The organism is Flavobacteriales bacterium, assembly GCA_016713875.1.
Lineage (GTDB): Bacteria > Bacteroidota > Bacteroidia > Flavobacteriales_F > PHOS-HE28 > PHOS-HE28.
Genome location: JADJOI010000003.1, coordinates 3,300,137 through 3,316,543 on the forward strand (window position 1 = coordinate 3,300,137; position 16,407 = coordinate 3,316,543).

Consider the following 16,407-nt stretch of genomic DNA (forward strand, 5'->3'; position numbering starts at 1 on the left):
CGTGCTACAGCTCCGCTGACCGCACGAGCTGCACGGTGCGTTCACCCCCCGCGCCGCGTACGGTGAGCGCATACAGCCCGGAGGCCAGGGCGGGCAGCACCAGCGGGTGGTCGGCGGCGATGCCGGACCCGATGCGCTCCGCATGCACGGGCCGGCCCAGCTGGTCGCGCACGATCACCTCCACGGCGCCCGCGGCGGGCTCGAGCGAGAGGCGGAGCTCCTGCTGAAAGGGGTTGGGCGACACGGTGAACGCGATGCCCGCCTGGTGTGACGGCACCCCCACCCCCACGATGGAGACCGTGGTGCAGGCCTGGTTGTCCGCGGGTGCGCGGTCCACCCGCTGCTGCGGACTGGCGGCCACGATGCAGACGTTCGCGGTGGCCGTGCTGCCCGGCGGATAGGGTTGGGGAAAACCCGTGGTGAGCGCGAACGGGACGTCCATGCTCTGCCCGGGTTGCAGGTTGAGCTGGGTGAGCGGCAGCATGGTGCCGATGATCCCACAGAACCAGGCCTGGCCGAGCTGATGGGAGAGCAGCAGCTCGTGGACGACGCTGTTCCCGTGGTTCGTCAGGGTGAGCGTGAGCGCGGCATGTAACGTGTGCACGGACGGCGGTGCCACGGGCTGCAGCCAGACCGAATCCACGCTCGCGATGGTGATGGACACATCGACATCGTGCGCCGCGCTGAGGCCGGCGCTGTCGTAGTCGCGCAACACCGCGGCCGAGGTGGTGAAGAGGTCGGCGTGGCCGGCGGTGGTGAGGCGCCCGTTGCCGAAGGCGAGGTCCGCGACCTGATGACCGGGCAGGGGATCCAAGGGGAAGCTGCCGATGGGACCCAGGGAGGCGTCCACCTGCACGACCGCGGTGGGCGTCTGCACCCAGGCGTCGTTGCCATCGGTGGCCAGCCGGCGCGCGTCGGTGGTGTAGGCGCTGAGGTCGAAGGCGGTGATAGACTGCAGGTCCGCGGACACGCTGAGCAACTCGTCGGCACGGAGCACCCAGATGCGGCCGTCGGGCCGGGCCGCGAGCTGGCGCACAGCGCCACCGATGGGTGTGATGCCGAGCGGGATCCCGGAGGCGGAGGCAAGGTGGAGGGCGTTGTTCGCGGCCAGGAGCAGGTGGCCATTGGAGGTCCAGCACAAGGCCTCCACCGGTGCGTCCGGTGTTGACCATTGGGTCAAGCTGTCGCCATTCACACCGGTGAGGTGCACCGCGGCGTCCGTGGCGAAGGCCAGCAGGCTGTCGGCGTGGGTGGCGATGTGCTGCAGCCCATCCACGGCCACGGGCACGGACCAGGCGGTGCTGCCATCGCCGTTGATCCGGGTGATGATGGAGTTCGCTCCGCCCACATCACATCCGTTCCAGCGGCCGCAGGCCAGGATGCTGCTGTCGGGGCCGGCGGCCACCTCGCCATCCACGAACACCATGTCGGCGAAGCCCGTGCTCCAGAGCAGGTCACCGGTGATGGTCCACGCCGACAGCAGGTTCATGGAGGCGGTACCTCCCGGATCGTTCTTGTCGCCGAAGGTGGCCCAGGCCGGTCCGGGGATCGGAAGGATCCGGGTGTGGTGCATGAGGTCCGCGCGCTGGTCGGCCCGTTCCAGCAGGGGTTGGGCGTGGGCGTGCTGCACGCCGCAGAGCGCGGCCACAAGGAGACATCGGGTGTGCATGGCGGAGGATCGAAGCTAGGACGCGGGCGGGGAGAGGAACGCTGCCGGGGTATCGAAGTGGGTCGATGAACCGCTGCCATCGCGCACCCCCCGCCCTGCGGCAACCGCAGGTGCATCATCCCGTCTTGGCCTGCGTGGCGGTCACCAGCGGCCGCGGCACCCGTGCATGCGTTCATTCGTGCTCCTGCCCGCCATGTTCGCGGCCTCGGTGGGCTCCGCCCAGACCCTGCTGCCCAACATGCCCGCCCCGAACCTCGATCTGTACGCCATCGAGAAGATCGGCGGCACGGTGTACATCGGGGGTGGCTTCGCCACGGTGAACGGGCAGCCGCATACGCGCCTGGCCCGCTTCGATGCGGCCACCGGTGCGCTGGACAGCTGGGCCCCGCAGGTGGACAACTACGTGAACACCATTACGCGGGCGGGTGACAAGCTGATCGCCGGGGGCTCGTTCAGCGCGGTGAACGGACAGTCGCGGCTGGGCATTGCGATGTTCGACCTCGCCACCGGTGCGCTGGAGCCGTGGAACGATGTGGCCAACTTCGTTTCGTGGCGCCAGGGCGTGGCGGCGCAAGGCAGCACCTTCTACTACTGCCCCTTCAGCCCGTGCCGTATCGTGGCGGTGGACGCCGCCACCAGCCTGCCCACCGGCTGGCAGAGCGCTCCGCTGTTCGAGGAGCAGGGCAACATCAACGCATTGATGGTGGCCGACGGCTACGTCTATGCCGGCGGCATCTTCCGCTTCGCTTCGGGGCCCAGCGTGTATGATGATCTGTGCCGCTTCCACCTGTCCACGGGCGAGCTGGACAGCACCTGGCACCCGCAGCCGGCGGTCAACAACTTCGGGGTGACGGCCATCGTGCGCACCAACGACTTTGTGGTGGTGGGCGGCGACTACAACGTGATCGCCGGACAGAACCGGCAGGGTGTAGCGGCCTTCACGCCGAGCGGGACGCTGGCGCCCTTCGCCCCCAACAACAGCAGCTACGAGGTGCTGAGCCTGTTCCCGGGCGGTGACCGCATCTGGGTGGGGGGCAACTCCTACCTGATGGGCGGGCAGACGCGCTACCGGATCGCCCAGCTCGATCTGGCCACAGGGGCGGCCACCTGCTGGAACGCGGCCCCGATCAGCAACGGATGGAGCACGGTGCAGGCCATACACGTCGCTGGTGACACCGTGTATGCGGGCTCCTTCGGTGGTCCGGAGCTGGCCGTGCTTGTAGGTGGCCCGCTGCCCCCCGCGCCAGCGGCCATCACTGGTCCACCGGCCGTGGTGCCGGGTGCCATGGCCACCTACACGGTGCCCTTCATCGCCGGCCACACGTGGACATGGACCATCACCGGGGGAACCGGAAGTTCCACCACCAACAGCATCAATGTCACCTGGGGTACGGGGCCGGTGGGCACGGTGACGGTGGTGGTGAACAACACCGGTCAGTCCAACTGCTCCAGCGATCCCACCGAGCTGCAGGTGTCCATCTCGGGCACCAACGGCCTTGGGCCTGAAGCTGCGGACAATGCGGCGATCACCCTGTTCCCGAACCCCACCACGGGTCGGGTCACTCTGAGGCTGGCTGGCAGCTCACCTCGCGGGACCACGGTGCGTGTGGTCGATGCGTTCGGCCGCGTGCTGCGCTCCACGGCGATGCAGGGTGCGTCCATTGACCTGGACCTGGACGGGCTTCCACGCGGGTGCTACGGGGTTCTGGTGGACACGGCCGAAGGCGTCTGGACCGGCCGGGTGCTGAAGGAATGAGCACCGCTGCTCCGGACCGCACACGGTGAGCGGCCACGGTATATACTGCCGCCATGGACCTGACGGCATTGGTGTCACGTGCGCGGTTCCAGGTGGGCGACCGGGTGCGGCTGCAGGCTGGCGAGGTGTGGGTGGTCACCGGCCGCTACTGGAGGCGGCGCACGCGCGAGATCGTGTACGACATCACCGTGCACCGCTTGACCTACACCACGCGCGTGGCCGAACACCGGCTCTACCCCGTGCGGGAGGGGTGAGGGATGGTGTGCACGGATGAGCGCGCCGAGCTGAGCGAGAAGGCCAAGGAGCGCTTCCGGGCCAACATGAGCCACGAGATCCGCACGCCGATGAACGCCTTCATGGGCATGAGCGAGATCCTCAAGGACCGGCCGCATGCCCCCGAGCAGGAGAAGGACCTCAACGCCATCGCGCAGAGCAGCGGGATCCTGCTGGTGATCATCAACGACGTCCTCGATCTCTACAAGATCGACGCTGGACGCATCGACTTCGAGGAAGTGCCCTTCGAGCCAAGTAAGGTGGTTGGCAACGTGCGGGACGTACTGCGACCCAAGGCCGATGAGAAGAGGATCGGGCTCGCCTTGGAGTTCGCGCCGGAAGTGCCCGTCACTTTGGTCGGCGCCCCCACGAGGTTGAACCAGATCGTGATGAACATGTGCGGCAATGCGGTCAAGTTCACCGAGCAGGGGTCGGTCGCGATCCGCGTTCATCATGGCCCCGACCCACAGGATCGACCCGCGCATGCCCTGTTGGTGATCGAGGTGATCGACACCGGCATCGGCATCCCGGAGGACCGCGCGGACAGTATCTTCGAGAAGTTCACCCAGGCCTACAGCGATACCACGCGCAAATACGGTGGAACGGGCCTGGGCCTCACCATCAGCAAGCGGCTCGCCGAGCTGCAAGGCGGCAGTATCAGCGTGAAGAGCGAACGCGACAAGGGTAGCATGTTCACGGTGCGGATGCCCTACCGCCCCGGGTGACCGGCATCAGCAACCACAGGCGTCCATCGAACCTAATTTCACCACGACCGTATAGGGCGCTTTCGCACGAGTACGCCCCATCCCCATGAGCACCACCGCCTACCTGAAATGGCTTCACGAGGTTGAACTGAAGGACATCCCCACGGTGGGCGGCAAGAACGCCAGTCTGGGGGAGATGATCCAGCACCTGGGCCGCCTCGGCGTCAATGTGCCTGGCGGCTTCGTGGTGACGGTGGCCAGCTACGAGGCCTTCATCGCCCACAACGAGCTGGACCAGAAGATCCGCGACATCGTGGCGGGGCTCGATGCGGACGATGTGGAGAACATCCGCCGCACCGGCCTCGCGGTGCGCACGCTGATCAAGAACGGCAAGTTCCCCGAGCCCATCTGGAAGGGCATCATGGCACACTACGACGAGCTCAGCGCCAAGTGCGGCCAGGAGGCCACCGATGTGGCCGTGCGCTCCTCCGCCACCGCCGAGGACCTGCCCGACGCCTCGTTCGCCGGGCAGCAGGAGACCTTCCTCAACGTGCGCGGCCACCAGGACCTCATCGCCGCGGTGCGCAACTGCTTCGCCTCGCTGTGGACCGACCGCGCGATCGTGTACCGCCAGACGCGTGGCTACGACCATTTCGACATCGGCCTCAGCGTGGGCGTGCAGAAGATGGTGCGCTCCGATCTGGGTGCCAGCGGCGTGGCCTTCAGCCTCGACACCGAGAGCGGCTTCAAGGACGTGGTGCTGATCAACGGCAGCTACGGCCTGGGCGAGATGGTGGTGCAGGGCGCCGTGAGCCCTGACGAGTTCCTCGTGTTCAAGCCGACCCTGGCCAAGGGCTACAGCGCCATCATCGAGAAGAAGATCGGCAACAAGGACCGCAAGATGATCTACGGCGTGGAGCCCGGGAAGCCCACCTCGGTGATCCCCACCGAACGCGCCCAGCGCAACCGGTTCTGCGTCACCGACGAGCAGGCGCTGGAGATCGCGCGCAGCGTGGTGGCCATCGAACGGTACTACAGCGACAAGAAGGGCACCTGGTGCCCCATGGACGTGGAGTGGGCCGTGGACGGGCTCACCGGTGGCCTCTTCATCGTGCAGGCCCGGCCCGAGACGATCCACAGCCGCAAGGCCGATGACCGCGTGGTGGAGTACAAGCTCGACCATCCCGAAGGGGCCGCGCAGCCCAAGGTCATCACCAAGGGCATCGCCATCGGCGACCGTGTGGGAGCGGGCACCGTGCGCATCCTCTACAGCCTCGATGGCCGCGGCGGGGGCATGGACGGCAAGGACTTCAAGCAGGGCGATGTGCTCGTCACCGACATGACCGATCCCGACTGGGAACCGATCATGAAGAAGGCCAGCGCCATCATCACCAACAAGGGCGGCCGCACCTGCCACGCCGCCATCGTGGCGCGCGAGATGGGCGTGCCCGCCATCGTGGGCTGTGACAACGCCACCGACCTGCTCGACACGGGCATGCAGGTGACGGCCAGCTGCTGCGAGGGTGACAACGGGGTCATCTACGAGGGCATCATCCCCTTCCGCAAGGAGGAGACGATGCTCACCGACCTGCCCGAGGTGCGCACGCCCATCATGCTCAACGTGGCCAGCCCCGACCTCGCCTTCAAGTTCGCCGCGCTGCCCAACGCCGGTGTGGGCCTGGCCCGCGAGGAGTTCATCATCAACAACTACATCCAGGCCCACCCGCTGGCCCTCTTGCAGCACAAGGAGCTGGGCGATGTCACCCTCAGCGGCAAGATCAGCTACCTGATCCACGGCTACGAGGACGAGGAGACCTACTTCGTGAAGCGGCTGAGCTACGGTATCGCCAAGATCGCCGCGGCCTTCCACCCCAACAAGGTGATCGTGCGCTTCAGCGACTTCAAGAGCAACGAGTACCGCAACCTGCTCGGGGGCGAGCACTACGAGCCGCATGAGGAGAACCCCATGATCGGCTGGCGCGGCGCCTCACGTTACTACAGCGATGCCTACAAGGAGGCCTTCGGGCTCGAGTGCAAGGCCATCCGGCGGGTGCGCGAGAAGATGGGCCTGAAGAACGTGGTGGTGATGATCCCCTTCTGCCGCACCGTGGAGGAGCTGCTCGCGGTGAAGAAGGTGATGAAGGAGTACGGGCTCGAGCGCGGCAAGGCAGGCCTGGAGCTGTACCTCATGGCGGAGATCCCCAGCAACATCCTCATGGCCGAGGAGTTCAGCCGGTACATCGACGGCTTCTCCATCGGCAGCAACGACCTCACGCAGCTCACCCTCGGGCTCGACCGCGACAGCGCGCTGGTGTCGCACCTGTACGACGAGCGCAACCCCGCCGTGAAGCGGATGCTGGAGCAGCTGATCGCCACCGCCAAACGCACCGGCACCAAGGTGGGCATCTGCGGCCAGGGCCCGAGCGACCATCCGGACTTCGCCCAGTTCCTCGTGGAGCTCGGCATCGACTCCATCAGCGTGACGCCGGACTCGCTGCTGAAGACGCGGCGCGCGATCGCAGAAGTGGAGCGTGTGGTGGCACGGCAGACCGTTTGAGCGATCCGGCCTCGGCCACCCTTGCGCCGCTCCGTTACTGGCCGTCCAGCTTGAAGGCGATCGGCAGCGTCATCTGCGAGGCCACCGGCTTGCCGTCCTTCGCGGCGGGTGTCCACGCGGGCATGGATCCCACCACGCGCAGGGCCTCCGCATCGATGTCGTTGCGCACGCCCCGCTTCACCGCGGCATCCGTCACGCGGCCATCCGCCTGCACGGTGAAGCCCACGTACACGGTGCCTTCCACCCCCTCGGCACGTGCGCCGGCGGGATACGTGATGGCCTTGCCGAGGTAGGCGGCCAGCGCCGGCATGCCGCCGGGGTATTCCGCACTGCGGTCGGATCCCGGAAGCACCGCGGCATCGCCGTCGGGAACCGGAAGGGGGGTCGCAGCGATCCAGGCCAGGCCGAGCACGGCGAGGGCGAGGGTGGGTAGCGCGCGGACCAGGGCCCGGCGCGGAGAGATGGAGGTGGTCAACATGAGCATGCGGGTTTGGAGGAAGGAGCGGTTGAAGGGATGGAGCAGGTGCCGCGGGTCGGTCCCCAGGGCCTGGGCGAGCAGGGTGAGGGCGTAGTCCGGAGCGGTCCGCGCCGCGGCGCGGTCGGCCTGCAGCTCGTGCACCAGCCGCAGTTCGCGCAGGGCCCACCGCCAGAGCGGGTTCGTCCAGCACAGCGCGGCCAGCAGCTCGAAGGCGATGAGGTCGTAGGAGTGGCCGAGGCGTACGTGCGCGAGTTCGTGCTGCTGGACGGCCTCACGTTCCGCTCCGGCCAGATGCGGAGGCAGATGCACATGTCCTAGAAAGGCCATGGCGACGGGCCCGCCCTGGCGGACTGTGCGTCCGGCAACGGCGATGCGCCACAGGAGGCGGGCGATCAGCACGAGGCTCACACCGCCGTGCATGGCGATCAGGCTCACCGCCGGATCGAGCGGTGCGCCGGCATCCGGGCTCACGGTGATGAGGGGAAGGGTGACGGGTGCCAGGGCGGAGGACACCGGGATGCTGGGTAGCAGCGGAAAAGCGAACGCACCGGCGGGGCCCAACAGCAGGAAGGCGCGGCGGGCGCCCAGCAGCGGGCTGTGGCGCAGGCCCACGGCATAGGCGGCGAGGAGGATCGCGAAGGCGATGTTGGCCTGCAGGTAGAAGGGGAGGAGGGCCATGTCAGCGCTTGCGTTGTTGCTTCAGCAGGGCCAGCAGCGCCTCCAGTTCGCGCGCGTCGATGTCGGCGCGTTCGATGAAGCTGGACACCAGCGCCTGGGGCGATCCGGCGAAGTAGTCCTTCAGCAGGCGCCGCGCGCTGCGGTGCGCGTAGTCGGTCTTGTGCACCCGGGCCGTGTAGCGGTGGCTGCGGCCCAGCACCTCGTGGTCCACGAAGCCCTTGGCCTCCAGGATGCGGACGATGGTGCTCACCGTGGTGATGGCGGGCCGGGGCTTGGGCATCGCCTGGCGGATGTCCTTGGCGAAGGCCGGTCCGATGCGCCACAGCACCTGCATCACCTCCTCCTCAGCGCGTGTCAGCCGTTCCATGGGTCAAGGTTAACGAAATAATTAGTTGATGAACGAAGAACATAGTTGAACGGTGGGGATGGATCGGGCAACGGGGAGGACGGCGGAGGCAACGGCCGGAGGGGAGGTGGTGAACGGGGATGGCTACATTCGGCCATGCGCTGGGATGCACTTCGCACCGTGGTGGCCCTGCTCGCCATCACCGCCTGGGTCTCGATCAACGAGTTCGTCCGCAACCAGGTGGTGCTGCCCGGGCCGTGGGCGGAGCACTATGCCGGGCTCGGGCTCGAGTTCCCCGCGGCACCGGTGAACGGCGCGATCTGGGGCCTGTGGGCCTTGCTCTTCGCCATCGCCGTGGTGTGGCTGGCGCGCCGGCACCCGCTGTGGTCCACGGGGCTCACGGCCTGGTGGGTGGGCTTCGCGCTCATGTGGGTGGTGATCGGCAACCTCGGGGTGCTGCCCATCGGCATCCTGCCCGTGGCCGTGCCTTGGAGCCTCGTGGAGGCCTTCGGCGCGGCGTGGATCGCGCATCGGTTGAAGTAAGGATCAGGTCCGCTCAACCTTGTTCGTTGGTCGGGGCAGATGCTCCCAGCAGGCAACCCATGAATCCATCCGCGTCATACCTTCAACAGGATGGATCAGGGATCGCGGATCGGTTCGATCGGCCTCATGATGCTGCTGGCCATGCCAGGCGCGCAGGCCCAGCTGCCCATGGACATCGTCTGGCAGCATGCGCCGTGGACCTTCGAGTCGGGACCCAACACGATCAGCAGCGCACTGGGAGTGGGACTCGCCCCTCAATATACACGCTGGACTCATCACGGAACGCCGTCGCCCCAGAACCTATCGACCTGTTCTTCGCTCGCATACGAACAGCAGTTCGGGTTCGATCCCATGGGCGTGCCGTCCATGTTCCCGCAGGAGTGCCGACTGGATGAGGTCACTTGGGCCTTTCTTGGCGGCGGGGGCAGCGTGTGGAGCGACATGATCAACACCACGAACTACATTTTCGTGAACGGCGCCTACCTGCCCTGTTCGGATTCATTATGGACCGGTCAGTTTTTCAGAGGCCTGACGGAGCGGAACGGGATACGCTACATTCATGGGGAGGCTGACAACTGTCCCTTTGGCAACTTCGGTTGGGGCCATACGGTCTGGTCGCTCAGCTCCCAGTGGTGCGCCTGCTTCGATCGCGAGATCCAGGGCCTGGCGCTCCACGGGGACACCCTGCTGGCCTGCCACCTGCCCATGGTCACGCGGTTGCATCGATACACGGGCGCCGTATTGGATTCCATCACCGTGTTCGCGGACACGGTCACTTGGGGCAAGGTGCGCACGAGCGGTGATACCCTGTTCTGGTTGATCAAGAAGCCGAACTTGGAATTGTGGTCCGGCGCCTACCTGCTCGGTGGGGCGGAGCTCTGGCGGATCCAACTGCCGACCACGGACCCGATCACGGGCTGGGAGTTCGACCAGCATGGCCGGGCGTGGATCGCCACCGGCTCCACCTTCATCCGGCAGGAACGCAGCGACGGCACCTTGCAGGCCTACCCCGTGAGCGAGCCCATCCTGCGGATCTTCGAACGGGATGGCGACATCTATTGGGCCGGCGATCTGGGACCGGGGAACGGGTACACCATTCAATGCGCGACCCCATGGCCATGATCGTGTGCAGGAATTCCGCTTCGTTGCTGGTGACCCTGGCCGGCTTGATGGCGGTCACCGCGTTGAAGGCCCAGCTGCCCATTCAGCCCCTGTGGAGCCTCTCCGGAGGGTATTGGCCGAATCCACTGCTTGTGGCGGCGGACGCCGAGATGGACCGCATCTATTGGATGAAGGGGTCCTTGTACGGGAGTGACTATCTGGTCACCGTCGGACCGGATGGTACGGTGATCGGCACGGCCAACCGGCCTACCTTCTCCGGGACCTGGGACCAGTGGCCCACCCCCATCTACCAGGAGATGAAGGCCTGGCGGGATACCGTGCAATTGCGGGTGAATGTGGACCTATGGATCGGTGACTATCAGTGGGTTGCGATCATTCCGCAGAATGGGGGCCGGTCACGGCTCTTCGGCGGGAGTGAGCATCACCGCGACGCGGAGTACACCCCGTTCGGGTGGTTGTTCGCCGTGGGCGACAGCGTGCGTCGCCTGGACCGGGCCGGATGGCCGGCGGGATCGGCCGCCGTGCCCGGCGCAGACAACCTGGTGGTCTTTCCGGACCGGGTGGTGCTGGGCACCCCGCCGGACCTGTCCGCGCTGCGGCTGCCCGGCCTTGAACCCCTGCCGTCGATCCCGGCGCCCGCTGCGGGCGTTCCCACCACCACCCGCCTCATCGGCTCCGAAGGCCATGTGCACTACGCCACGCTGAGCGCCGGGCCGGTGCTTCACGTGGGCGCCGTGGACACCTCGGGCGTCGTGCTCTGGCAACAGACCCTTCCGTTGCTGGGCGATCATCTGCTCACCGACCTGGAGGTGGACAACTTTGGAGGCACCTGGGTGAGCCTGACGCGAAGGGCGGGGTTCACCCCCGTGGAAGGCGTGCTGGTCGGGATCGCTGATGGTGGCGCACCGGTGTCGTACTTGAACTACGGGGTGTCCATCGCAGAAGTGGAGGCGCTCGGGGACACGCTCATCCTCACCGGCCGCATGGGACCGTCAGACACCTACCTCATCGCCTACCACGCTGGCATCATTACGGGCACGAGCGTGCCTGCCGCTGAGGCGTTGCGGGTGTATCCCGATCCCGCGGTGGACCGCCTCTGGATCACCGGTTCCTCGCCCCAGGCGGAGCGGGTACGGATCCTGGATGCGCACGGTCGCACCGTCCTTCAGCAGCCGACCGGCGGTGACGTGGATGTGGAGGTCGGAGTGGAGGGGCTGGCCCCGGGGCTCTATACGGTGTTGACAGAAGGTCCGGGCATCCGGCTGGCCCAACGGTTCGTTCGCGGGCGTTGAGCGACCCCGCCCCTCACGCCGGGATCGAGTTCAGGTAGCCCTGGTGCGCGAGCTGTTCGCCCATGCCCATTGGCCTCCTTCGGCTCGGGGCGCCAGGTGGCCAGGCCGAACACGAAGCGATCGAACATGCAGAAGGCGGCGGGGATGGATCCGCTCTATCGCGCGCTCGTCCACACCGTGTCGATCACCGCGCGCTGGGCCGTGGTCGTCAGGTGCAGCGGGTCGCGCCACAGGGCCCGGTCCGTCGGGAACAGGCCGGGGCGGTCCAGGTCGGTCACGGGTGCCAGCGCGCGCAGGCGGTCCAGATAGGTTGCGCGCAGGGGTTCAAGCCCCGCGTCGGCGTAGATGCGCTGCACCTCGGAATGCGTGGGGTATTCCACGAACCGGAGGGCGCAGCCCTGTGCCTTGCACCGCGCGGCGATGCGTTCCAACCGGGCGAAGGCCACGCTGTCCAGGGTGAAGTCCGATGCGTTGGTGCGCTCCATGTCCAGCACGCGCTGCCAGTGGTCGGGCGGGAGTGCATCGTAGTGCACGGTGGAGGGCAGCCAGGCGCTGCGCAGGTTCAGCACGGTGGCCTCCAGCACGCGCCGGTTGCTCAGGTACAGGAAGGGCTGGTCCAGCAGCAGGCGCGGTTCGCTGTACAGGTCCCAGTCCATGCCGCGGTTCATGCCGCGGAACGACACCTGCACCACCACTTCCTTCAGTGGGGCCTGGGCGGAGAAGGCGAACAGGTCGGCCAGGGTGCGCGTGTTGCCTCCGGGTACGCCCAGGTTGTAGTAGCGGTGGCCGCTCACGCGCTCCAGGTGGTCGAGGTCGAAATGCGAGAGGCGCGAATCGCCTAGCAGGATGCGGTCCTGCGGGGTGCGCCGCAGCTCGATCAGCTTCCACAGCAGGTTGCTGAAGGGCATGGTGCGGCCATCGTGGTACAGGTTCTTCCGCTTGAGCGTGTCGGGGATCGGGTGGAAGCGGTCGAAGTAGTTGAAGGGGTCCACCGCCAGCACGATGCCGAAGACCAGCGCGAAGGGCAGGGCCAGCGCGGCGATCCAGCGGAGAAGGCGGCGAACGGTCATCTAGAACTGGAAGTAGATGAAGGGCGAAGTGTGGTAGTAGCTGCCCAGGAAGATGATGCTGCCGACGAGGCCGGTGTACAGGGCCCAGCGTTGCATCGTGCTGCGTTCCGCCAGCCAGGCGGTGGCGCCCTTCCGGTGGTCCAGCCATTGCACCGCTTCCATGGCGGCGATACCGGCCACGGCCAGGAGCATCTCACCGCGCCCGGCCCCCACCAGCGGGGCCCATAGGCTGAAGGCGTCGGCGGTGAGGAAGCCGTCCAGCCCGGTGAACAGGTTCCCCACGATGTGGAACGCGTCCTGCACGCTGTTGGCGCGGAAGAAGATCCAGGCCAGGTCCACCAGCAGGAAGGTGGTGATCACCTGCTGGGCCATGTGCAGCCGCGGCCGGCGGTGCAGGCCGAGCCACTGCCCGATGCGCGTCCTTCCGCCCTCGGTGACGATGGCGCCGATGAGGAACAGGCCGTGCAGGCCGCCCCAGATGATGTAGGTCCAGGCCGCGCCGTGCCACAGGCCACTGAGCAGGAAGGTGATGAGCAGGTTGTAGTACCGGCGCCAGGTCAGCACGCGGTTGCCGCCCAGCGGGATGTACACGTAGTCGCGGAACCAGGTGCTGAGGCTGATGTGCCAGCGGCGCCAGAACTCGCTGATGCTCGTACTGGCGTAGGGCGTACGGAAGTTGCGCATCAGGTCGATGCCCAGGCATCGCGCGGCGCCGAGGGCGATGTCGCTGTAACCGCTGAAGTCGCAGTAGATCTGCGCGGCGAAGAGCAGCGAGGCCAGGATGAGCGCTGGGCCGTCGTGCAGGTGCGGGGCGTCGTACACATGGTCCACCATCACGCCCACGCGGTCGGCGATCATGATCTTCTTGAAGAAGCCCCAGGCCATGAGGCGCAGCCCGCTGGCCAGCAGGCCGGGGTCGAAGGCCATGGGCAGGTGCAGCTGGCGCAGCAGGTTGCCCGGTCGCTCGATGGGGCCGGCCACCAGCTGCGGATAGAACATCACGTACAGGCTGAAGATGCCCAGGTGGCGCTCGGCACGCTGGCGGCCGTAGTACACCTCGATGGTGTAGCTCAGGCTCTGGAAGGTGTGGAAGCTGAGGCCGATGGGAAGGATGATGCCCAGGTCGGGGATGCTGTAGCCGCTCCAGCCTGCTGCGCGCACCATCGCCTCGATGTTCTCCGTGAGGAATCCGTAGTACTTGAAGATGGCGAGCACGCCCACGTTGGCCACGATGCTGGCGATGAGCCAGCGCTTGCGGGCGACACCCTCGCTGCGCTCGATGAGCAGCCCCGCCCCGTAGTCCACCACGATCGTGAAGGCCAGGATGAGGATGTACACCGGCACGAAGGCCATGTAGAACCAGCAGCTGGCGGCCAGCAGCATCGGCCAGCGCCAGCGGTGCGGCAGCAGGTGGTACGCGGTGGTCACCACCACGAAGAAGACCAGGAAGGCGATCGAGTTGAAGATCATCGGCCCCCCGCGCCGCGCGGCGGGAGGCAAATGTCGGTGAACTGCGCCGCACCGGCGCGCCCCAGGTGGCTTCCGTCCACGTACAGGTCGTCCGACCAGCGGTGGGCGTTGCCGTCGATCAGCGTGTGGCCGAGGGGCTCCAGCAGGGCCCGCAGCCGGGCCACGTGCGCCTGCTGCAACGCGTCGAGGGCAGCCGTCCGCAGGCCGTCGCGGTAGGCGCATTGCACCACCACCAACTTCACCCCGCGGGCCTTCAACCAGTGCGCGAAGCGGGCGAAGGCCTCATAGCGGGCCTCATCCAGCCGATCGGCGGTCGGGGGCGCCTCGTTGAAGCGGGTGCGGTCGATGCGGTCGGCGGGCACGTCCAGGGTGGCCCCACCGTGGTCGTCGAAACCGAGGTACTCGTAGTTGCCGGGATCGCGGAACCGGATGCGGTTGGCCTCGGCCTGCCGCAGCAGATAGGGCGCATCCCAATGCCGCAGGTAGCTCAGGGCGAGCGGACCGCCGTCGAGGAAACGCGCCATGGCCGCGCTGTCGGTGCCCAGCTGCCGGCCCGCGCTGCGGAAGTCCATCAGGTTGGTGGCCACCAGCACGGTGTGCGGCCGCAGCCGGTCGGTGAGCAGGGTGCCCAGCACGGGCAGTTCGGCGGCGCCCAGGCCCCACGCGGCGGCGTTCACGTACCGGTCGGTGCCGAAATGGGCGATCACCCCGTCGCTGGCCAGGTTGTTCAGCGTCATCGATGAGCCCACGGCTAGCACATCGACCCCGTCGGAGAAGCGCTCACGTACGAAGGCGAGCTTCTCATTGAGGGCGATGTTGTTGGTGATGCGGGGGGGCGGCACGGTGTCCCGCAGCAGCAGCAGGTAGGCGGCGGGGATCGCCAGGGCGGGCAGGCCCAGCAGCACGATCCGGAGGATGAAGCGGCCCACCATCAGAACTGGAAATAGATGAACTCGCCACCGCCCAGCGGTGCGGTGAGCGTGAGCACGGCGATGAGGCCGTAGTACACCAGGCGGCGCACCGGCAACGGGAGCAGGCCGTCCAGCTGCAGACCATATTGCCGCTCGCGGGCCAGCCATTCCAAGGCCAGGGTGATGCCGATGCCGAGCAGCGCGAAGGCCAGGCCCTTTTTATCACCGAGGTACGGCGCTTCGAGCAGGCCCGGAGAGGCGATGGCGCCCAGGATGTCCACGGCCTGCCCCATGCTCTCGGCGCGGAAGAAGGTCCACGCGAAGCAGGCCAGCAGGAAGGTGGCGAGCAGTTGCAGGGCCTCACGGGCGCTGGGCAGCAGGCGGCCGGCGGCCACCGCATCGCTCATCGCGTGGTGCGTGTCGCGCAGCAGCAGCGGCAGGAAGAGCAGGCCGTTCACGGCGCCCCAGGCCACGAAGGTCCAGTTGGCGCCATGCCAGAAGCCGCTCACCAGGAAGATGATGAGCACGTTGCGCACGGTGCGCGCCTTGCCGCCGCGGCTGCCGCCCAGGGGGATGTAGAGGTAGTCGCGGAACCAAGTGCTGAGGCTGATGTGCCAGCGGCGCCAGAACTCCGCGATGTCGCGGCTGAAGTAGGGGTAGGCGAAGTTGCGCATCAGCTCGAAGCCGAAGAGCCGCGCGCAGCCGATGGCGATGTCGCTGTAGCCGCTGAAGTCGCCGTAGATCTGGAAGGCGAAGAGGAGCACGGCCAGGGCGAGGGTGCTGCCGTCGTGGGTCTCGTGGGCGCCGAACACGGGGTTCACGAAGGCGGCGCAGTGGTCGGCCACCACCACCTTCTTGAACAGGCCCCACAGCATCTGTCGCACGCCGTCATACGCCGCGGCCTCGTCGAAGCGGCGCTCGGTGCCGAACTGGGGCAGCATGTGGCGGGCCCGTTCGATGGGGCCGGCCAGCAACTGGGGGAAGAAGCTCACGAAGGCGAAGAAGGTCGTGGCCTCGCGCACGGCGGGCAGCTGCCTGCGGTACACATCGAAGGTGTAGCTCAGGCTCTGGAAGGTGTAGAAGCTGATGCCCACGGGAAGCACCAGCCCCAGCGGACGCGCATCGATCGGCCGGCCCAGCAGCGTGAAGGCGTCCACGAAGCTCTGCAGGAAGAAATCGTAGTACTTGAAGAAGCCGAGCAGCCCCAGGTTGGCCGTCAGGCTCAGGCCCATGAGCAGCTTGCGGCCGGCGGGGGCCTCGGTGCGGGCCAGGGCCAGCGCCACCAGGTAGTCCACCCCGGCGGTGAAGAGCCACAGGCCCAGGAAGCGCCAGTCCCACCAGCCGTAGAACACGCATCCGGCCAGGATGAGGAAGGCGTTGCGCCAGGCCACCGAACGCCGGAAGACCCCCCAGTACAGGAGGAACACGATCGGCAGGAAGACCGCGAAATCGATCGAGTTGAACAGCATGCGGGGTGGCGCGCGGAACGGCTTCTACGGGACGGGTCGGGGGCGGGTTCCGCCGGTGGAGTGCCGTCG

General features: G+C 67.3%; 14 protein-coding genes. 7 read left to right on the forward strand and 7 right to left on the reverse strand.

Going from position 1 to position 16,407, the window contains the following annotated elements:
• Positions 1–4 precede the first annotated feature (4 nt).
• On the reverse strand, positions 5–1,669 hold the full coding sequence (locus IPJ87_15480; protein ID MBK7943250.1) for a T9SS type A sorting domain-containing protein: 1,665 nt from the start codon (positions 1,667–1,669) through the stop codon (positions 5–7).
• A gap of 166 nt (positions 1,670–1,835) precedes the next feature.
• Between IPJ87_15480 and IPJ87_15485 the strand changes: the two genes are divergently transcribed.
• The 4 genes from IPJ87_15485 to ppsA all read left to right on the forward strand — a co-directional run bounded on the left by IPJ87_15485 (position 1,836) and on the right by ppsA (position 6,959).
• Entirely contained in the window at positions 1,836–3,425 is a 1,590-nt protein-coding gene (locus IPJ87_15485; GenBank protein ID MBK7943251.1) for a T9SS type A sorting domain-containing protein, read from the forward strand.
• A gap of 53 nt (positions 3,426–3,478) precedes the next feature.
• Positions 3,479–3,679 carry a hypothetical protein gene (locus IPJ87_15490; protein ID MBK7943252.1) on the forward strand — a complete coding sequence of 67 codons (201 nt, stop codon included), beginning with the start codon at positions 3,479–3,481 and terminating at the stop codon, positions 3,677–3,679.
• Between the two features lie 3 nt (positions 3,680–3,682).
• Positions 3,683–4,423 (forward strand): hypothetical protein, encoded by a 741-nt coding sequence (locus IPJ87_15495; GenBank protein MBK7943253.1) that lies wholly within the window; start codon positions 3,683–3,685, stop codon positions 4,421–4,423.
• An 85-nt stretch (positions 4,424–4,508) separates the two neighbouring features.
• On the forward strand, positions 4,509–6,959 hold the full coding sequence (gene ppsA, locus IPJ87_15500) for a phosphoenolpyruvate synthase (protein MBK7943254.1): 2,451 nt from the start codon (positions 4,509–4,511) through the stop codon (positions 6,957–6,959).
• Positions 6,960–6,993: 34 nt separating this feature from the next.
• Here ppsA and IPJ87_15505 read toward each other — a convergent pair whose 3' ends face one another.
• Together IPJ87_15505 and IPJ87_15510 are read right to left on the reverse strand one after the other, a co-directional pair.
• A complete protein-coding gene (locus tag IPJ87_15505) occupies positions 6,994–8,115 on the reverse strand; it encodes a TonB family protein (GenBank protein MBK7943255.1) in 1,122 nt (373 codons plus the stop codon).
• 1 nt (position 8,116) lies between these two features.
• A complete protein-coding gene (locus IPJ87_15510; GenBank protein MBK7943256.1) occupies positions 8,117–8,482 on the reverse strand; it encodes a BlaI/MecI/CopY family transcriptional regulator in 366 nt (121 codons plus the stop codon).
• 135 nt (positions 8,483–8,617) lie between these two features.
• Between IPJ87_15510 and IPJ87_15515 the strand changes: the two genes are divergently transcribed.
• From IPJ87_15515 to IPJ87_15525, 3 genes are all read left to right on the forward strand, one after another.
• Positions 8,618–9,004 carry a hypothetical protein gene (locus tag IPJ87_15515; GenBank protein MBK7943257.1) on the forward strand — a complete coding sequence of 129 codons (387 nt, stop codon included), beginning with the start codon at positions 8,618–8,620 and terminating at the stop codon, positions 9,002–9,004.
• A 90-nt stretch (positions 9,005–9,094) separates the two neighbouring features.
• A complete protein-coding gene (locus tag IPJ87_15520; GenBank protein ID MBK7943258.1) occupies positions 9,095–10,126 on the forward strand; it encodes a hypothetical protein in 1,032 nt (343 codons plus the stop codon).
• Positions 10,105–11,418, forward strand: coding sequence for a T9SS type A sorting domain-containing protein (locus IPJ87_15525; protein MBK7943259.1), 1,314 nt, complete (start codon positions 10,105–10,107; stop codon positions 11,416–11,418). The genes IPJ87_15520 and IPJ87_15525 overlap by 22 nt, the downstream gene beginning before the upstream one ends.
• A 155-nt stretch (positions 11,419–11,573) precedes the next feature.
• Here IPJ87_15525 and IPJ87_15530 read toward each other — a convergent pair whose 3' ends face one another.
• From IPJ87_15530 to IPJ87_15545, 4 genes are read right to left on the reverse strand one after another with little or no spacing between them, the layout of a single operon-like run.
• Positions 11,574–12,488 carry a hypothetical protein gene (locus IPJ87_15530; protein ID MBK7943260.1) on the reverse strand — a complete coding sequence of 305 codons (915 nt, stop codon included), beginning with the start codon at positions 12,486–12,488 and terminating at the stop codon, positions 11,574–11,576.
• Entirely contained in the window at positions 12,489–13,958 is a 1,470-nt protein-coding gene (locus tag IPJ87_15535) for an MBOAT family protein (GenBank protein ID MBK7943261.1), read from the reverse strand. It abuts the gene before it with no gap.
• The gene (locus tag IPJ87_15540; GenBank protein MBK7943262.1) at positions 13,955–14,890 is read right to left on the reverse strand and encodes a hypothetical protein; all 936 of its coding nucleotides are present in this window, start codon (positions 14,888–14,890) and stop codon (positions 13,955–13,957) included. The genes IPJ87_15535 and IPJ87_15540 overlap by 4 nt, the downstream gene beginning before the upstream one ends.
• Positions 14,890–16,338 (reverse strand): MBOAT family protein, encoded by a 1,449-nt coding sequence (locus tag IPJ87_15545; GenBank protein MBK7943263.1) that lies wholly within the window; start codon positions 16,336–16,338, stop codon positions 14,890–14,892. Before IPJ87_15545 ends, IPJ87_15540 begins: the two co-directional genes overlap by 1 nt.
• Positions 16,339–16,407: the final 69 nt, after the last annotated feature.